Raw genomic sequence first — 15,101 nt, forward strand, 5'->3', positions numbered from 1 at the left:
GGGTGTTCCTACAGCCCCTCGGCCACCGCGGCGGCGATCTTCAACCAGGCGTCCCGGGTGGCCGACGAGAGCGCGCCGTAGCGGATCGGCTCGCCGCTGTCGATGAGCCGCTCGTACGGCGCCAGCAGCACCGCCCGGGTACGCGCCGCGAAGTGCTCCTGGATCGCCGGCAGGTCGATCTCCTTGCGGGACGGCGGCATCGACACCACGGTGACCGCCTGCCGGACCAGCCGCTGCCGGCCGCTCTGCTCCAGGTGGTCGAGCATCCGGGCGGCCGTCTCGGCCGAGTCGTTCCGGGCCGACATGGTGACCACGAGCTGGTCGGTGGCGTCCATCGCGGCCTGCCAGTTCTGCGCCCGGACGTTGTTCCCGGTGTCCACGAAGATCAGCTTGTAGAAGCGGCTGACCACCTCGCGGATCTCCGCGAACGCGGCCGCGGTGAGCATCTCGCCGCCGGTGGCCGACTCGTCCGAGGCGAGCACGTCGAACATGCCCTCGCCCTGCGAGCGGACGTACTGCGACAGGTCGCCGACCCGCCCGTGCGCGCCCTGGAACTGGCCGAGGTCGCGCAGCATGTCCCGCACCGTGCGGGAGTGGAAGTCCTGCTGGGCCCGCATGCCCAGCGTCCCCTGGGTCTCGTTGTTGTCCCAGGCCAGCACGTAGCCGCCGCGCTTCTGGCCGAACGTCATCGCGAGCAGCAGGATGGCGACGGTCTTGCCGGCGCCGCCCTTCGGGTTGACCACTGTCACCTGGCGCAGCCCGCCGAAGTTGCGGCGCACCATCTCGATGTCCCGCTTCAGCTCCTGCTCGTGCCGCCCGGGCGCGAGACGCAGGCCGATCTTGTTGGCCACCGCCCGTACGCCCATCGTGGCCACCGGGTCGGCGGGACGTACCTGCCGGCGACGGGCGAAGTCCTCGGCGGTCGGCGCGGCGGTGGTCTCCGGGGTCCAGTTGGCGTCCGGATAGCCCGACGGCGCCGGGGCCGGCTGCTCCGGCTGCGCCTGCGGTGCCTGCGGCGTCCCGGCCGCACCCTGCTGCCAGGGCGGCGGGTACCAGCCGGGCGACGGCGGGAACGGGCCGGGCGGCGGGGGCGCCCCGACCTGGGGCGCCGCCGGTACCGGATCGCCGGGCTGCGCGGTCGACGGCGGTGGCGGAGGCTGCTGCCCGGCGACGCCGGGCCAGGGCGGGGCACCGACCGCGGGGCGATCACCGGGCGGCGGCGGCACGGCCGTCACTCCGGGGCTGCCGGCGTCGGGCGTCGTCGCGCCGCCCACCGCGTGCGGACTGCCGGCGCCGGGAGTCGTGGCGGTGCCGACCGCATGCGGATTGCCGACGCCGGGCGCCGTCGCGGTACCGACCGCGTGCGGATTGCCGACCTCGGGCGGTGGCGGGGTGCCGACCGGGCGGCTGGTCGCGTCGGGCGCTGCCGTGCCGGTGGCCGGCGCAGTCTCCTCCCGGGTCGCGTCGATGGTGGTCGGTCGCTGGGGCGGATAGGCCCAGGGCGACTCGCCGGGCCGGCCCGCGCCACCAGACCGATCGCCGTCTCCCGGACGCTCCCCGCCGGCCGCGACGTCGCCCACCGCTGCGGACCCGACTGGCCGGGGTGCCGCCTCCCCGCCGGGCGTGGCCAGCCCGGGTGCTGCCTCGCCACCCGGGGTGGCCGGCCCGGGTGCTGCCTGGCCACCTGGGGCGGCCGCCCGGGGCGCTGCCTCCCCACCGGGCGTGGCCGGCCTGGGTGCTGCCTCCCCACCCGGGGTGGACGGCTCGGGCCGACCTTCGGTGACCTCCCGGTCGGCCGCCAGTGGTGCGGGCCGTTGATCAGGAATCGTGCGACCGGTGGCCGCCTGCTCGACGGGAGGCCCGCTGGCTGGGGCGGCCGGCTGGTCGGGGCCGGCGCTGGCCGTGGCCGGTGTGGCCGGCTGGTCGCGGCTGGTGCGGCCGGTGGTCGGCGGCGGTGGCTGGTCGAGGGTGAACGGCATGTCGAGATCGACCCGGCCGGTGGCCGGCGAGCCACTGGTCGCCGGCTCGGCGGTGCTGGCCGGCCCGGCTGTGCTGGCCGGCCCGGCTGTGCTGGGCGGCGCGGCGGGCGCGGGCGGTTGCCAGCCGGTGTGCGTTGCGGGCGTGCCGGCCGTCGGTGGTTGCCAGCCGGTCTGCCCAGCGGGAGTGTCCGCTGTCGGTGGTTGCCAGTTGGCCTGCGGGGCCGCGGCTGCGCCGGAGGTAGGCGGCGGCGTCGTCCAGCCGCCCGACGTCGGCATCGCGCTGGTCAGCGAGGGGTAGTCAGCCGCGTAGGGCGGGGCGGGAACCGGCGGACCGGACGGCGGCTGGCCGGGAACCGGTGCCCCGCCCGACGGCGCGGCGTAGGGCCCGGCGGGCGGACGCGCGCTGTTCGGGTCGGCCGGGGACGGCACGGCCACCGCAGCCCAGGGCGGTGTCGCCCCAGCCGCCCCGGAGTCGGCTGGATCCGGCGGCCAGAGTGGTTCGATGTCCCGCTCCGGCACCGGCTGCTGGCCGGGTACGCGCACCCGGTCGGCGTTCTCGTCCACCACGGTTCCTCCCCATTCCTCCTGCCGAGGATAGGCCCACCGGCCGACGATGGTCGGACCGCGAAACCGGGGCCGCGAGGGTCAGGCCGCCCAGACCGCCCAGGCTCCCGGCTCCGTCCACCAGGACCGTTTGCGGCTCAGCTGGCCCTCGACACCGTCGTCGAGGTACGGCACCTTCTCGTCGCGGGGCAGCACGGCGACGGCCCGGCCCCGGGCCCGGCGCACCTCGAGGCGTACCCGCTTGCGACCGAACGTGGAGCGGGTCACCACCGGTACCGCCACGGCCACCTCGACCAGACCGTCGGTCGGGTCCACCCGGCCCAGCAGGGCCACGTCGTCGAGCGTCGCGTAGCCGCCGGCGTTCCCGATCGCGCACGCCAGCAGCGGGTCGTCGCCGTGTGAGAGGACGGTGTCGTCGACCTCCACCCGGCCCCGCCAGTGCAGCGGCCGACCGGCCTCGTCGGCCGCACCCAGCAGCGCGCCGTCCAGCGTCACCGAACCACCGTCGTTGCGCAGCAGGTCGAGCCGGCGGGGAGTGCCGTCGAGCACCGCGGTGGCCACCGCCGCCGGGTCGCGGGGCAACCCGAGCTGCGCGGCCAGGTCGCGGTGCGCCGTGCCACGGGCCGGATCGAGCGGCAGTACGCCGACCGGCGGCAGGTCCGGCACGGTCCGGCCCATGGGCAGGTCGTCGGGGCGGCGGCTCGGGGGCGGGGCGTACCGCCGGACCAGCCGGCGCAGCACGGCCCGTAACTGTGCGTCACTAGCGGTAGCGACCACGAGCCGGGTCTTCGAGTCCGGATCCGGCCAGACGAGGCCGTCCGGGCGGGGCGGGCCGTCGAGCCGGGCCAGCACCTCGTCGATCTGCGCGTCGGTGCGGGCGGTGACCGTCTCCACCCGGGCGCCCCGGGCGGTCAGCGCGTCCGCGCAGGCCAGCACCGGCACCCGCGGCGTCTCGCACCGCTCGGCGGTGGTCGCCGGCTTCCCGTCGGGCGTCGTCGCGTCGGTCTGCGCCGGCGCGTCGGCCTTCTGCGCGGCGTCAGTCGCACCGCCGCAGCAGGCTCCGCCGCTGCCACAGCCCCCGGGAGCGTCCCGCTCCGAGCCGAGGGTGAGCAGCACCACGTCGTACACGGATGGAGCCTCCTGCCTCTCGACGCGACCCCTGCCGGCCACGCCGTCACTACTTGTTAACCTGACACCCCGGGCTCGCCAACCGGTCGCCACCTGGCACCCGAGCCTTCTGGAGGCGAAAAGATGCCAGCGATCGTGCTCATCGGCGCTCAGTGGGGCGACGAGGGCAAGGGCAAGGTTACCGACCTGCTGGGTGAGCGGGTCGACTACGTGGTGCGTTACTCAGGCGGCAACAACGCGGGGCACACGGTGATCACGCCGGACGGCCAGCGGTACGCCCTGCACCTGATGCCCTCCGGCGCCCTCTCGCCGAGCGCGAAGATCGTGATCGGCAACGGCGTGGTGGTCGACCCGAAGGTGCTGCTCGCCGAGATCGACGGTCTCGCCGAGCGGGGTGTGGACGTCTCCCGGCTGCGCATCTCCGGCGACGCGCACCTGATCATGCCGCACCACCGGGCGCTGGACCGGGTGGTCGAGCGCTACCTGGGCTCGTCCCGGATCGGCACCACCGGTCGCGGCATCGGCCCCGCGTACGGCGACAAGGTCGCTCGCATGGGCATCCGGGTGCAGGACCTGCTGGACCCGGGCATCCTGCGCAAGAAGCTGGAACTCGCGCTGCGCGAGAAGAACCAGATCCTGTTCAAGGTCTACAACCGAAAGGCCATCGACGTCGAGGCGACGATCGAGGAGTACCTGGAGTACGCGGAGCGGCTGACGCCGTACATCGCGGAGACCCGGGGGCTGCTCTGGGACGCGCTCGACCGGGGCGACATCGTCCTGCTCGAGGGCGCGCAGGCCACCATGCTGGACATGGACCACGGCACGTACCCCTTCGTGACCTCCTCCAACCCGACCGCCGGCGGCGCGTGCGTGGGCGCGGGCATCCCGCCGACCGCGATCAGCCGGGTCATCGCGGTGAGCAAGGCGTACACCACCCGGGTCGGCTCCGGGCCGTTCCCGACGGAGCTCTTCGACGCGGCCGGCGAGCACCTGCGCAAGATCGGCCGGGAGTACGGCACCACCACCGGCCGGGAGCGCCGGTGCGGCTGGTTCGACGCGGTCGTGGCCCGCTACTCCTGCCGCCTCAACGGCGTCACCGACCTGGTCATCACCAAGCTGGACGTGCTCACCGGCCTGCCGAAGGTGCCGATCTGCGTCGGCTACGAGATCAACGGCAAGCGGGTCGACGACATGCCGATGACCCAGACCGACTTCCACCACGCCACCCCGGTCTACGAGGAGATGGACGGCTGGTGGGAGGACATCACCGAGGCCCGTAGCGCCGACGAGCTCCCCGAGAACGCCCGCCGCTACATCGCCCGCATCGAGGAGCTCTGCAACACCCGCGTCAGCGTCGTCGGCGTAGGCCCCGGCCGCGAAGAAAACGTCCTCCTCCACCCCCTCCTCCCCTAACCCCCCAGGCCGCGGGCCCGGGCCCGCCCCGCTTTCACCGCGTTGATCATGAAGTTATTGCCACGCCGGTCGGCGTGTCGCAGCAATAACTTCATGATCAACCCTGCGGGCTGGGTGGTCGGGGTTGTCCACAGGGGTGGGGTGGTTATCCACAGGGGGTGTGGCGGAGCGAGCCGGGCCGGGACAGTGGGTCGGCATGGAGGCTCTGACCGTGGCGCGGCGGATCGCTGCCGCGCGGGACGGCATCGTCACGCTCGCACAGGCACGCCTGGCTGGTCTGACCGTGCACGAGGTGCAGCGACTGTGTCGGGCTGGCCTCTGGCGCCCGGTCGCTAGAGGCAGTTACCTCGTCGATGCCGATCTCCACGACGGCGTCCCGAGGAGAGCGCGGATCAGGGCGGCAATCGCATCCTTCGGGCCAGCTGCCGCTGCTGTCCTCGGCACCGCCGCCGAGTTGCACGGGATCGCCGGGCTTCGGACCACCGAGCAGATCCATCTGACGGTGCCGGGTCCGATCGCGAGGCCGGCTCGGCTTGCCCATCCTGAAGTGGTCGTGCACCAGTTGGTGATCGCCCCGGCGCACATCGTCGCCGTGAACGGCATCGCCGCCACCAAGCCGCTGCGCACGCTGGCGGATCTCATTCTGCGCGAGCATCGCTATCCGGCCATCTCCGTGCTCGATTCGGCGCTCAACAAGGGCCTCGTCACCCCGGACGACCTTCTGGCGATTCCAAGCCTGATTAGTGGGCGCCGAGGTGCGGTCGCGGCTCGGCGCCATCTGGCGGAGGCGGACGGGCGGGCGCAGTCGCCGCTGGAGACGCGTACCCGGTTGCGGTGCGTCGACGGCCGGGTGCCACCGGACGCGCTCCAACTGGAGGTACGCGACGACGACGGCTATCTGCTCGGCATCGGCGACCTGGGTTGGCGCGGCCCGAGGGTGATCGCCGAGGCCGACGGCCGAGCCGCGCACGATACCGCGGCGGCGGTCTTCGCTGACCGCCGCCGCCAGAACCGCCTGGTCAACGCCGGCTGGACCATCCTCCGCTTCACCTGGGCCGACACCCTGCATCCCGACTACATCCCTTGGACCGTCCGCCAGGCGATGAACGCGGCCCGCTCCGGTCGTCGATCATGAAGTTGTTGCCCGGCCCCTCGGCGTGTCGCGGCAATAACTTCATGATCACCGGTGCTTTCCGGGCCGGGGGGAGGGGGTGCGTAGGATCTGGGGGCGTGCGGGTTCTTCTGGTGGGTGGTGGCGGGCGGGAGCATGCGCTCGCGCTCGGGTTGGCGGCCGATCCGGCCGTTTCGCAGCTGATCGCGGCACCGGGGAATCCCGGGATCGCGGCGGTCGCCGAGCTGCGGGCGGTCGACGCGAACGATCCGGCGGCTGTGGCCGCGCTCGCGGTCGAGACCGGGGTCGACCTCGTGGTGATCGGGCCGGAGGCGCCGCTGGTCGCCGGGGTCGCTGACGCGGTCCGGGCCAAGGGCATCGCGGTGTTCGGCCCGTCCGCCGAGGCTGCCCGGTTGGAGGGCTCGAAGACGTTCGCCAAGGACGTGATGACCGCAGCCGGGGTACCCACCGCGCGCGCCCACACCTGCACCGACCCGGAGAGCACCGCCCGCGCGCTGGACGAGTTCGGGGCGCCGTACGTGGTGAAGAACGACGGTCTGGCCGCCGGTAAGGGCGTGGTGGTGACCGACGACCGGGCCGCCGCGCTGCGACACGCGCAGGAGTGTGGCCGGGTCGTGGTCGAGGAGTACCTGGCCGGCCCGGAGGTCTCGCTCTTCGTGGTCACCGACGGCGAGGCCGCGGTGCCGCTGCTGCCGGCGCAGGACTTCAAGCGGATCGGCGACGGCGACACCGGCCCGAACACCGGCGGCATGGGTGCGTACGCGCCGCTGCCGTGGGCTCCGCCCGGCCTGGTCGACGAGGTCATGCGGGACGTGGTCCACCCGACCCTGACCGAGCTGCGTCGCCGGGGCGCCCCGTTCGCCGGGCTGCTCTACGTCGGCCTGGCGATGACCGCGGACGGCCCCCGGGTGATCGAGTTCAATGCCCGGTTCGGCGACCCGGAGACCCAGGTGGTGCTCGCGCTGCTGGAGACCCCGCTCGCCGGGCTGCTGCACGCGGCGGCCACCGGCACGCTGGCCGCGCACCCGCCGCTGCGCTGGCGGGACGGCGCCGCGGTGACCGTGGTGCTGGCCTCCGCGGGCTACCCGGGCACGCCGCGTACCGGCGACGTGATCACCGGTGGGGACCGCCCGGGCATCATCCACGCCGGCACCGCCCGCCGGGCCGACGACGGCGCGTTGCTCTCCGCCGGCGGCCGGGTGCTTTGCGGTACGGCCACCGGGCCCGACCTGGCCGCCGCGCGGGACGCCGCGTACGCCCTGGTGGGCGGGGTGGAGCTGGCCGGCGCCCAGCACCGGACCGACATCGCCGCGGCGGCGGTCGAGGGCCGGATCAGAATTCCCGGCTGAGTCGGGCAACCGCCACCCCTTTCGTCTCCGTTTGATCGGTGAGGCGAGGAGGTGGCCGGTTGGCGGCCGACACAGAGGGCTACCGCGAGTACGTCGGCGCACGGCTGGAGCCGCTGCGCCACACGGCGTACCTGCTCTGCGGTGACTGGCACACGGCCGACGACCTGGCGTCGACGGCGCTGGTCAAGCTGCTGCGGCACTGGCGGCGGGTGTCCGTCATGGAGAATCCCGACGCGTACCTGCGGCGGACCCTGCTGCGGGTCTGGCTGGACGAGCGGCGCCGGCCGTGGCGTCGGGAGGCCGCCTGGGCACAGGTGCCGGAGCGTCCGGCGTCGGCCGGCGGCACCGAGGGTACGGCGGACCGGCTGACCATCCTCGCCCTGCTGGCGGAGCTTCCGCCGCGCCGACGCGCGGTCCTGGTGCTGCGCTTCTTCTGCGACCTGTCGGTCGAGGAGACCGCGCGTGAGCTGGGCTGCACGCCGGGCACCGTGAAGAGCCAGTCGGCGCGGGCGATCGAGGCGCTGCGGGGCCGCCTCGTCGGCGCGTCGCGGGGAGCCGAGGAGGTAGGCACCGATGGATGAGCTGGTGCAGCAGTTGCGGGCGAGCGTCGCGGGGGCGCCGCCGACCCGGATCGACGTGGACGAGCTGATCGCCGCCGACCGGCAACGCCGCCGGCACCGCACCTGGACGATGGCCGGCACCGGCATCGCGGCCGCCGTGGCGGTGGTCGCGGTGGCACCGGCGCTGTTTGCCGGCCCGGGAGCGCAGCCAGGTGGCCTCCCGCTGCCGCCGGTCGGCACCGGCTCGCCGGCCGACGAACCGTCACTCTGCCCGGTGCTCACCCCGAAGCCGAGCGGCCCTCAGCCGCCCCTGCAGACCTACGACACGGTGCGCGCCCGCCCGACCGAATCCCCCGACGCCGGGGTCGCCCGGCTGACCGCCGCGCTGCGGCCCGCGTTGGCCGCGAACCTTCCGCCGGGGCTCACGGTGGACGGCTTCGACGGGCTGGTGCCGGATTGCGACCTGGTCCAGTTCACCTACCACCCGAGCTACCGCGAGTATTCGGCGCACGCCCGGTTGGCCCGGGATGGACGGATCAACAACTTCTGGGTCTCGTTGCTGCCCACCGCGATCCACGATCCGACGGATTGCTCGGTCGCGTCTGATCCACGCGGGTGCACGAGCGAGCTGCTGGACGACGGAAGCGTCCTCGTCACCAGCGTCGACCAGGCGAGCGATCGGCGTCATGAGCACCGCCGGGTGTTGTTGCAGCGATCGGACGGGACGTCGGTGGTCGTGGCGGTGAACAACTACCCGGTCGCCGGCCGGGACAGCCCCTCCGGGGGTGCCCCGCTGATGGTCACGGTGGACCAGCTGGTCGCCGTCGCCCGTACCCCGGGCCTGACGCTCTATCCGTGAACCGCCCGGGTGTTCAGCCGTAGTAGCGGCGTAGCTCGCGGCTGAGCACCTTGCCGGTGGCGTTGCGGGGCAGGTACTTCACGAACACCACGTCGCGGGGGACGGAGAAGCGGGCCAGGTAGTGCCGGACGTACTCGCGGACCGCGTCCGGGTCGAGGGTTTCGTTCGGGTGCAGGGCGAGGAAGGCGGCCAGCCGCTGGCCGTACTCGGGGTCGGGTACGCCGATCACCGCCGCCTCGCGGACCTGCGGCAGCTGGGCCAGCAGGTCCTCCACCTCGGACGGGAAGACGTTCTCGCCGCCGGAGACGATCATGTCGTCGGCGCGGCCGTCGACGAAGAGCAGCCCGTCGGCGTTGATCCGGCCGAGGTCGCCGGTGTCGAGCAGGCCGTCGTGGGTCTCCCGGCCGCCGCCCGAGGTGTAGCCCTCGAAGAGCATCTCGTTGCCGACGAAGATCCGACCGACCCGCCCGTTCGGCACCGGCTCACCGGCGGCGTCGAGGAGTTCCAGCCGGGTGCCGTGCGGCGGTCGGCCGGCCGTGGTGGGGGCGGCGCGCAGGTCGTCGGGGCCGGCGATGGAGGCCCAGGAGACCTCGGTGGAGCCGTAGAGGTTGTACATGACGTCGCCGTAGACGTCCATGAACCTGGGTGCGAGCCCGCCGGGCAGGGCCGAGCCGCTGACCGCGACGACCTTGAGCGGTGGGCGCGGGTCCGGCGGCGGCACCTCCAGCAGCCGTTGCACCATCACCGGTACGGCGAAGAGCGCGTCGCACCGGTGCGCCACCAGGGCGGCGAGGGTGGCGGCCGGGTCGAAGCGGCGGTGCAGCACGATGGTGGCCCGCAGCGCGAAGCAGACCTGGAGGGCGGCGAACCCCCAGGTGTGGAAGATCGGCGCGGCGATCATCACCCGGTCCCGGGTGTGCAGCGGGATGCGGTCGATGATGGACACCAGCGGGCCGAAGCCGCCGGGGGTGGGCCGGCGGGCGCCCTTGGGCGTGCCGGTGGTGCCCGACGTGAGCACGATGATCCGCCCGTCCCGCTCCGGCGGGTGCAGCTCGCCCGGCAGCGCCCCGACGACCAACTCCTCCCGGGCGCGTTCGTCGAGGCGGGACAGTTCGGCGGGGAGGCCGAGGACCCGGTCGGCGAACTCGTCGTCGTGCACGAGGATCCGCAGCCGCTGCTCCTCGGCGACGGTGGCCAGCTGCGCCGCGGAGAGCCCGGTGTTGACCAGCACGGCGTCGACGCCGAGCAGGGTGGCCGCGACGATCGTCTCGATCAGCCCGTGGTGGTTGCGGCAGAGCACCCCGATCCGGTCGCCGGCCTGGAGGCCGAGCCCCGCCCGCAGCGACCGGGCCAGCCGCTCGGCCCGGTCGAGCAGGTCCTGATAGGTCAGCTCGACGCCGTCCTCGTCGATGACCGCCGTCCGACCGGGGTCTCGGGCGGCCGCCTGGCGCAGCTCACCGGCCAGGCTCCAGCCCCATTTGCGCAGCGCGCTGAGCTGCGAGGCGACCCGGATCGGGCGGCCGGGGGTGAGCAGTCCGCGCCGGGTCAGCGTGGTGACGATGAACGGCAGGTCCATGCCGCAGACCTCCTTGGCGGTGGTGCGCGGACGGGGCGACGGATGCCCCGCCCGTCGGGGCGTCTCACTTGATCATGCACCGGGCGCGGCATCCGGCCCAGTCGGCGGCGGCACGGCGTGACGAAGCACGCACGGATCGTGCGATGCGCGGGTGGGCGGGACGACGGCGACCGCCGGCGCCGGTGTGCGTGACACCGGCGCCGGCGGCGCGGTCGTCAGCGGATCTGCATCCCGGAGATCGCCCGCGAGATGACCAGCCGCTGGATCTCCGAGGTGCCCTCGAAGATGGTGTAGATCTTCGCGTCCCGGTACCAGCGCTCCACCGGGTGGTCGCGGAGGAACCCGGCCCCACCGAGCAGCTGCACCGCCTTGTCGGTGACCGAGACGGCCACCTCGCCGGCCTTCAGCTTGGACATCGAGCCCTCGCCGGCGGTGAACGGCCGGTTGTTGCGCCCCATCCAGGAGGCCCGCCAGACCAGCAGTCGGGCGGCGTCGATCTCCATCTTCATGTCGGCCAGCGCGAACGCGACCGCCTGGTTCTCGATGATCGGCCGTCCGAACTGGACCCGCTCCTTGGCGTAGTCCAGGGCGTACTCGTAGGCGGCCCGGGCCACGCCGAGCGCCTGCGCGCCGACGGTGGGCCGGGACAGCTCGAAGGTGCGCATCGCCGCCTGCCCCGAGGCGCGCTGCCCGGAGCGGGCCCGGTCCAGGCGTTCGAGCAGCGCCTCCCGCCCACCGAGCAGGCAGCTGCCGGGCACCCGTACGTCGTCGAGGAAGACGTCGGCGGTGTGCGAGGCGCGCAGCCCGAGCTTGCGCAGCTTGCGGGTCGCGTTGAGCCCGGCGGTGCCCGGCGGTACGACGAACGCCGCCTGCCCCCGGGACCCGAGCGACGGCTCGACGGAGGCGGTGACCACGTGCACGCCGGCGATGCCCCCGTTGGTGGCGTACGCCTTCTGCCCGGTCAGCACCCACTCGTCGGCGGCCTCGTCGTAGACCGCCCGGGTGCGCATAGCGCCGACGTCGGAGCCGGCCTCCGGCTCGCTGGTGCAGAACGCGGCCACCGCCGGCTCGTCGACCGAACCGAAGCACTGCGGTACCCATTCGACCATCTGGTCGGGGGTGCCGGCGCCGTAGATCGCGGCCACCGCGAGCGAGGTGCCGAAGATGCTCAGGCCGATGCCCGCGTCGCCCCAGAAGAGCTCCTCGCTGGCGATCGGGAGGGAGAGCCCGGTGGGGTCGGCCCAGCAGGTGGCGAGGAACTCGAAGCCGTAGAGGCCGACCTTCGCCGCTTCCTGGATGACCGGCCAGGGGGTCTCCTCGCGGGCGTCCCACTCGGCCGCGGCCGGGCGCACGACCTCGGCGGCGAAGCCGTGCACCCAGTCGCGGAGATCCCGCTGCTCCTCGTTCAGGTCGAGCGAGAACTCGGGCATGTCAGGCCTTGGGGATGTCGAACAGGTTGGCGATGTTGGCGGCCAGACCCAGGTCGCCCTTGGCCTTGAGCTTGCCGGTCATGAACATCATCACCGGGTTCGCCCCGCCGGAGACGATCTTGAGGAACTCGACCGGGCCCATGGTCAGGGTCAGCTTCGGGTCGCGCTGCGGGGTCTCCGGGACGGTGCAGGTGCCGTTCTCGATGACCACCTCGTAGGTGTCGCTGCCGCCGTCCGGCCGGCCGGTGATGGTCCAGTGGATGACCGCGTTGGTGGCGCCGGCCCGGTCGGCCCGGAACAGCGACGGCATCCGGCCGAAGACCTCGCCCAGGATCTTGCCCCGCGCGTCGCCGGACATCACCTCGGCGATCTTGTCGTCGGGGGTCGACTTGACCAGCTTGGCGAACTCCTTCGGGCCGACGTTCGCGAAGTTGGCCGGATCGAAGTCAGTCATGGGGGAACACCTCTCGGGCGGGCCGACTTGGTTACTCCGGCGTAACCTTACGCACGAGTAGGTATGCTCGCAAGGTGTCCACCGGTCCCACCTTCAAGCGCCTGCCCCGGGCCGTACGCGAGCAGCAGATGCTCGACGCGGCCGTCCGGGTCTTCTCCCGGCGTGGCTTCCACGCGGCCAGCATGGACGAGATCGCCGAGGACGCCGGCATCTCCAAGCCGATGGTCTACGCGTACCTGGGCACGAAGGAGGAGCTCTTCGTCGCCTGCCTGCACCGGGAGGGCACCCGGATGATGCAGGCGATCGCCGGCGCCGCCGCCCCGGACCTGCCGGCCGACGAACGGCTTTGGCGCGGGCTGCGGGCGTTCTTCGGCTTCGTCGGGGCACACCGGGACGGCTGGGCGGTGCTCTACCGGCAGGCCCGGGGCGAGCAGCCGTTCGCCGGCGAGTTGGCGACCATGCGCGCACGGCTCGTCGAGGTGGTCGCCGGCATGCTCGACCACGCGCTGCGCGGCGAGGGGCGCGAGGTCGCCGCCACCGACCTGGAGGTGGTCGCGTACGCCCTGGTGGGCGCGACCGAGTCGCTGGCGGACTGGCTCGCCGACCATCCCGAGGCCGACCCGGAGAAGACCGCGACCCGGATGATGAACGTCGCCTGGCTCGGCGCCGGCCAGTTGCTGCACGGCGTCACCTGGCGCCCGCCCGCGTTCTGACCGCACCGCCCGTCCCGCTCCCGCTCGGTCGGCGCCGGGCGAGCCGGCGTACCCCCTCGACCACGAGGGTCACCGTGAGCGCCAGCCCGAGGCCGAGCAGCAGACCGCGCACCGGGTCCTGTTCGAAGGCCAGCCCGCCCAGGTAGCCGACGAGGGCCGAGTAGAGCCCCCAGGAGCCGGCGGCGAGCGCGTCGAAGGCGAGGAAGCGCCGCCGCGGATAGTGGACGGCGCCCATGGTGAGCGTGACGGCGGTCCGTCCGCCGGGGACGTAGCGGGCGACGGTGAGGATCAACCCGCCCCGTTGCGCGATCCCGCGTCGGGCCCACTCCACGCCGGCCCGTCGCCGTCCGCCGGCCGGGAGACGGCCCAGCAGCCGGGTGCCGCCGGTCCGGCCGATGGCGTACGACACGTGGTCGCCGACCAGCGCACCGGCCGCGGCCACCACGATCACGGCCGGCAGGTAGGGCTCACCGGACGCGGCGAACACCCCGGCCGTGATCACCGCGGTCTCGCTCGGCACCACCGGGAAGAAGCCGTCGAGCACCGCGATGGAGAAGAGCGCCAGGTAGACCCAGGGCGAGGACATGGTCTGGTGCAGCAGGCCGAGCAGATCCATGGTTCCGATGCTGGTCGTGGCGGCGCTGCCCGCCATCGGCCGCTGGTCACCCGGGGACCACTACTTAAGTAGCGTGCGCCCCGGACCGGGGATCCGGGTCTCCCCCCACCCGACCCGGGTCCGTCCGGTCGCGGCCGGCCGCGCCGCCGGGCAGCACCTAGGCTCGGCCCGTGGCCATCAGCGCCGTCATGCTCCGGCGGCTCGTCGAGCGGTACGTGCCACCGCTGCTCGCCCTGGTCGTGGCCACCGCCGTCTGGAGCTCCGCCACCGGCGCGATCGGGGTGCGTTCGCCGCTGCCGGCCGGGCTGGTGCTGCTGATCGCCGTGGCCTGCGGCAGCGCGGCCGGTGTCGTCCGGTCCCGCCGGTGGCCGCTGTTCCTGGCCGCCGCCGTCGGGTGGCTGGTGCTGGCCGCGGGGCCGGTCGTGGCGGTCGCCTCGTACCAGGCGGGCCGGCGGTTGCGGGAGCGGCGCCGGCTGGCCGGCTATCTGATCGGGGCGGCACTGGTGATGGCGGGCGGGGTGCTGGTCGGGATGTCCGTCGGCGGCCTGCGCCGGCTCACCACCGCCACCCCGGCCAACGCGGCGTTGCTGGTTGCCTGGCTGGTGGTCTTCCCGCTGCTCGCCGGCCTGCTGGTCCGATCCCGGTGGGACGTGCTGGCCGCGCTGCGGGACCGGGCCGAACGGCTGGAGCGCGAGCAGTTGGCCCACACGGAACGGGTCCGGGCCGAAGAGCGGGCCCGGATCGCCCGGGAGATGCACGACGTGGTGGCGCACCAGGTGTCGCTGATGGTGGTGCACGCCGGGGCGCTCGAGGTGACCGCCAGCGACGCGTCGACCGTCGAGGCGGCAGCCCTCATCCGGTCCACCGGCCGGCAGGCCCTCACCGACCTGCGTGAGGTGCTGGGCGTGCTGCGCCAGCCGGGTCCGCCCCGGTCGGCGGCCTCGGACGCCGCGGGCGACCCGCTCCAAGCGGTCGACGAGCTGGTCCGCGAGTCGCAGGCCGCCGGTCTCCGCGTGCGGCGCTGGGACGAGGGCGCTGCCCGGCCGCTGCCGCCGACCGTCGGCCGTACCGTCCACCGGGTGGTCCGGGAGGCGCTGACCAACGTCCGCAAGCACGCCCCGGACGCCGAGACGACCGTCTGTCTGCGCTACCTGCCGGACGGGGTGGAGGTCGTGGTGCGCAACGGCAGTTCACGGGGGGCCCGGCGCTGCCCGGTGCGGGGCTGGGGCTGCTCGGCCTGCGCGAGCGGGTCGAGTTGCTCGGCGGCCGGCTGGAGACCGGTCGGGTCGACGGCGGCTTCCTGGTCCGGGCGCTGATCCCGGTGGCGG

At 73.9% G+C, this 15,101-nt stretch carries 13 protein-coding genes; 7 read left to right on the top strand and 6 right to left on the bottom strand.

Annotated features, from left to right (window positions below):
* Nucleotides 1-8: 8 nt before the first annotated feature.
* Nucleotides 9-1,826: a chromosome partitioning protein gene (locus ACIP9D_RS05825; RefSeq protein ID WP_350868821.1), complete on the bottom strand. Its 1,818-nt coding sequence runs from the start codon at nt 1,824-1,826 to the stop codon at nt 9-11.
* 798 nt (nt 1,827-2,624) lie between these two features.
* The gene (locus ACIP9D_RS05830) at nt 2,625-3,671 is read right to left on the bottom strand and encodes a hypothetical protein (protein ID WP_350868405.1); all 1,047 of its coding nucleotides are present in this window, start codon (nt 3,669-3,671) and stop codon (nt 2,625-2,627) included.
* A 123-nt stretch (nt 3,672-3,794) separates the two neighbouring features.
* On the opposite strand from ACIP9D_RS05830, the gene ACIP9D_RS05835 reads away from it, so the two are divergent.
* From ACIP9D_RS05835 to ACIP9D_RS05855, 5 genes are all read left to right on the top strand, one after another.
* Nucleotides 3,795-5,084: an adenylosuccinate synthase gene (locus tag ACIP9D_RS05835; RefSeq protein ID WP_350868403.1), complete on the top strand. Its 1,290-nt coding sequence runs from the start codon at nt 3,795-3,797 to the stop codon at nt 5,082-5,084.
* Nucleotides 5,085-5,280: 196 nt separating this feature from the next.
* Complete coding sequence (locus tag ACIP9D_RS05840; protein WP_350868401.1) at nt 5,281-6,219, top strand: type IV toxin-antitoxin system AbiEi family antitoxin domain-containing protein; 939 nt, start codon at nt 5,281-5,283, stop codon at nt 6,217-6,219.
* Nucleotides 6,220-6,314: 95 nt separating this feature from the next.
* Nucleotides 6,315-7,565 (top strand): phosphoribosylamine--glycine ligase, encoded by a 1,251-nt coding sequence (gene purD / locus ACIP9D_RS05845; RefSeq protein ID WP_350868399.1) that lies wholly within the window; start codon nt 6,315-6,317, stop codon nt 7,563-7,565.
* A 59-nt stretch (nt 7,566-7,624) separates the two neighbouring features.
* Nucleotides 7,625-8,146: a SigE family RNA polymerase sigma factor gene (locus ACIP9D_RS05850; RefSeq protein ID WP_350868397.1), complete on the top strand. Its 522-nt coding sequence runs from the start codon at nt 7,625-7,627 to the stop codon at nt 8,144-8,146.
* Nucleotides 8,139-8,984 (top strand): hypothetical protein, encoded by an 846-nt coding sequence (locus ACIP9D_RS05855; protein WP_350868395.1) that lies wholly within the window; start codon nt 8,139-8,141, stop codon nt 8,982-8,984. The genes ACIP9D_RS05850 and ACIP9D_RS05855 overlap by 8 nt, the downstream gene beginning before the upstream one ends.
* 13 nt (nt 8,985-8,997) lie before the next feature.
* Here the strand turns inward: ACIP9D_RS05855 and ACIP9D_RS05860 are convergent, their stop codons facing one another.
* The 3 genes from ACIP9D_RS05860 to ACIP9D_RS05870 all read right to left on the bottom strand — a co-directional run bounded on the left by ACIP9D_RS05860 (nt 8,998) and on the right by ACIP9D_RS05870 (nt 12,444).
* Nucleotides 8,998-10,560 (bottom strand): AMP-binding protein, encoded by a 1,563-nt coding sequence (locus ACIP9D_RS05860; RefSeq protein WP_350868393.1) that lies wholly within the window; start codon nt 10,558-10,560, stop codon nt 8,998-9,000.
* A gap of 215 nt (nt 10,561-10,775) precedes the next feature.
* Entirely contained in the window at nt 10,776-11,990 is a 1,215-nt protein-coding gene (locus ACIP9D_RS05865; protein WP_350868391.1) for an acyl-CoA dehydrogenase family protein, read from the bottom strand.
* 1 nt (nt 11,991) lies between these two features.
* Nucleotides 11,992-12,444, bottom strand: a complete 453-nt coding sequence (locus tag ACIP9D_RS05870) for an SCP2 sterol-binding domain-containing protein (RefSeq protein ID WP_350868389.1) — start codon at nt 12,442-12,444, stop codon at nt 11,992-11,994.
* Between the two features lie 74 nt (nt 12,445-12,518).
* On the opposite strand from ACIP9D_RS05870, the gene ACIP9D_RS05875 reads away from it, so the two are divergent.
* Nucleotides 12,519-13,157 (top strand): TetR/AcrR family transcriptional regulator, encoded by a 639-nt coding sequence (locus ACIP9D_RS05875; protein ID WP_350868387.1) that lies wholly within the window; start codon nt 12,519-12,521, stop codon nt 13,155-13,157.
* Here the strand turns inward: ACIP9D_RS05875 and ACIP9D_RS05880 are convergent.
* The gene (locus tag ACIP9D_RS05880; RefSeq protein ID WP_350868385.1) at nt 13,132-13,773 is read right to left on the bottom strand and encodes a DedA family protein; all 642 of its coding nucleotides are present in this window, start codon (nt 13,771-13,773) and stop codon (nt 13,132-13,134) included. The genes ACIP9D_RS05875 and ACIP9D_RS05880 overlap by 26 nt on opposite strands.
* Before the next feature lie 170 nt (nt 13,774-13,943).
* Between ACIP9D_RS05880 and ACIP9D_RS05885 the strand changes: the two genes are divergently transcribed.
* Nucleotides 13,944-15,089, top strand: coding sequence for a histidine kinase (locus ACIP9D_RS05885; RefSeq protein WP_350868383.1), 1,146 nt, complete (start codon nt 13,944-13,946; stop codon nt 15,087-15,089).
* The last annotated feature ends 12 nt before the right edge of the window (nt 15,090-15,101 follow it).

The sequence above is a fragment of the Micromonospora sp. NPDC093243 genome, from assembly GCF_044753725.1.
In the GTDB taxonomy this organism is placed as follows: domain Bacteria; phylum Actinomycetota; class Actinomycetes; order Mycobacteriales; family Micromonosporaceae; genus Micromonospora.

What these genes read in the sequence shown, in the direction of transcription:
- ACIP9D_RS05855 (WP_350868395.1), top strand. Translation starts at nt 8,139, where the DNA reads ATGGATGAGCTGGTGCAGCAGTTGCGGGCGAGCGTCGCGGGGGCGCCG.
- ACIP9D_RS05865 (WP_350868391.1), bottom strand. Translation starts at nt 11,990, where the DNA reads ATGCCCGAGTTCTCGCTCGACCTGAACGAGGAGCAGCGGGATCTCCGC.
- ACIP9D_RS05870 (WP_350868389.1), bottom strand. Translation starts at nt 12,444, where the DNA reads ATGACTGACTTCGATCCGGCCAACTTCGCGAACGTCGGCCCGAAGGAG.
- ACIP9D_RS05880 (WP_350868385.1), bottom strand. Translation starts at nt 13,773, where the DNA reads ATGGATCTGCTCGGCCTGCTGCACCAGACCATGTCCTCGCCCTGGGTC.
- ACIP9D_RS05835 (WP_350868403.1), top strand. Translation starts at nt 3,795, where the DNA reads ATGCCAGCGATCGTGCTCATCGGCGCTCAGTGGGGCGACGAGGGCAAG.
- ACIP9D_RS05860 (WP_350868393.1), bottom strand. Translation starts at nt 10,560, where the DNA reads ATGGACCTGCCGTTCATCGTCACCACGCTGACCCGGCGCGGACTGCTC.
- ACIP9D_RS05840 (WP_350868401.1), top strand. Translation starts at nt 5,281, where the DNA reads ATGGAGGCTCTGACCGTGGCGCGGCGGATCGCTGCCGCGCGGGACGGC.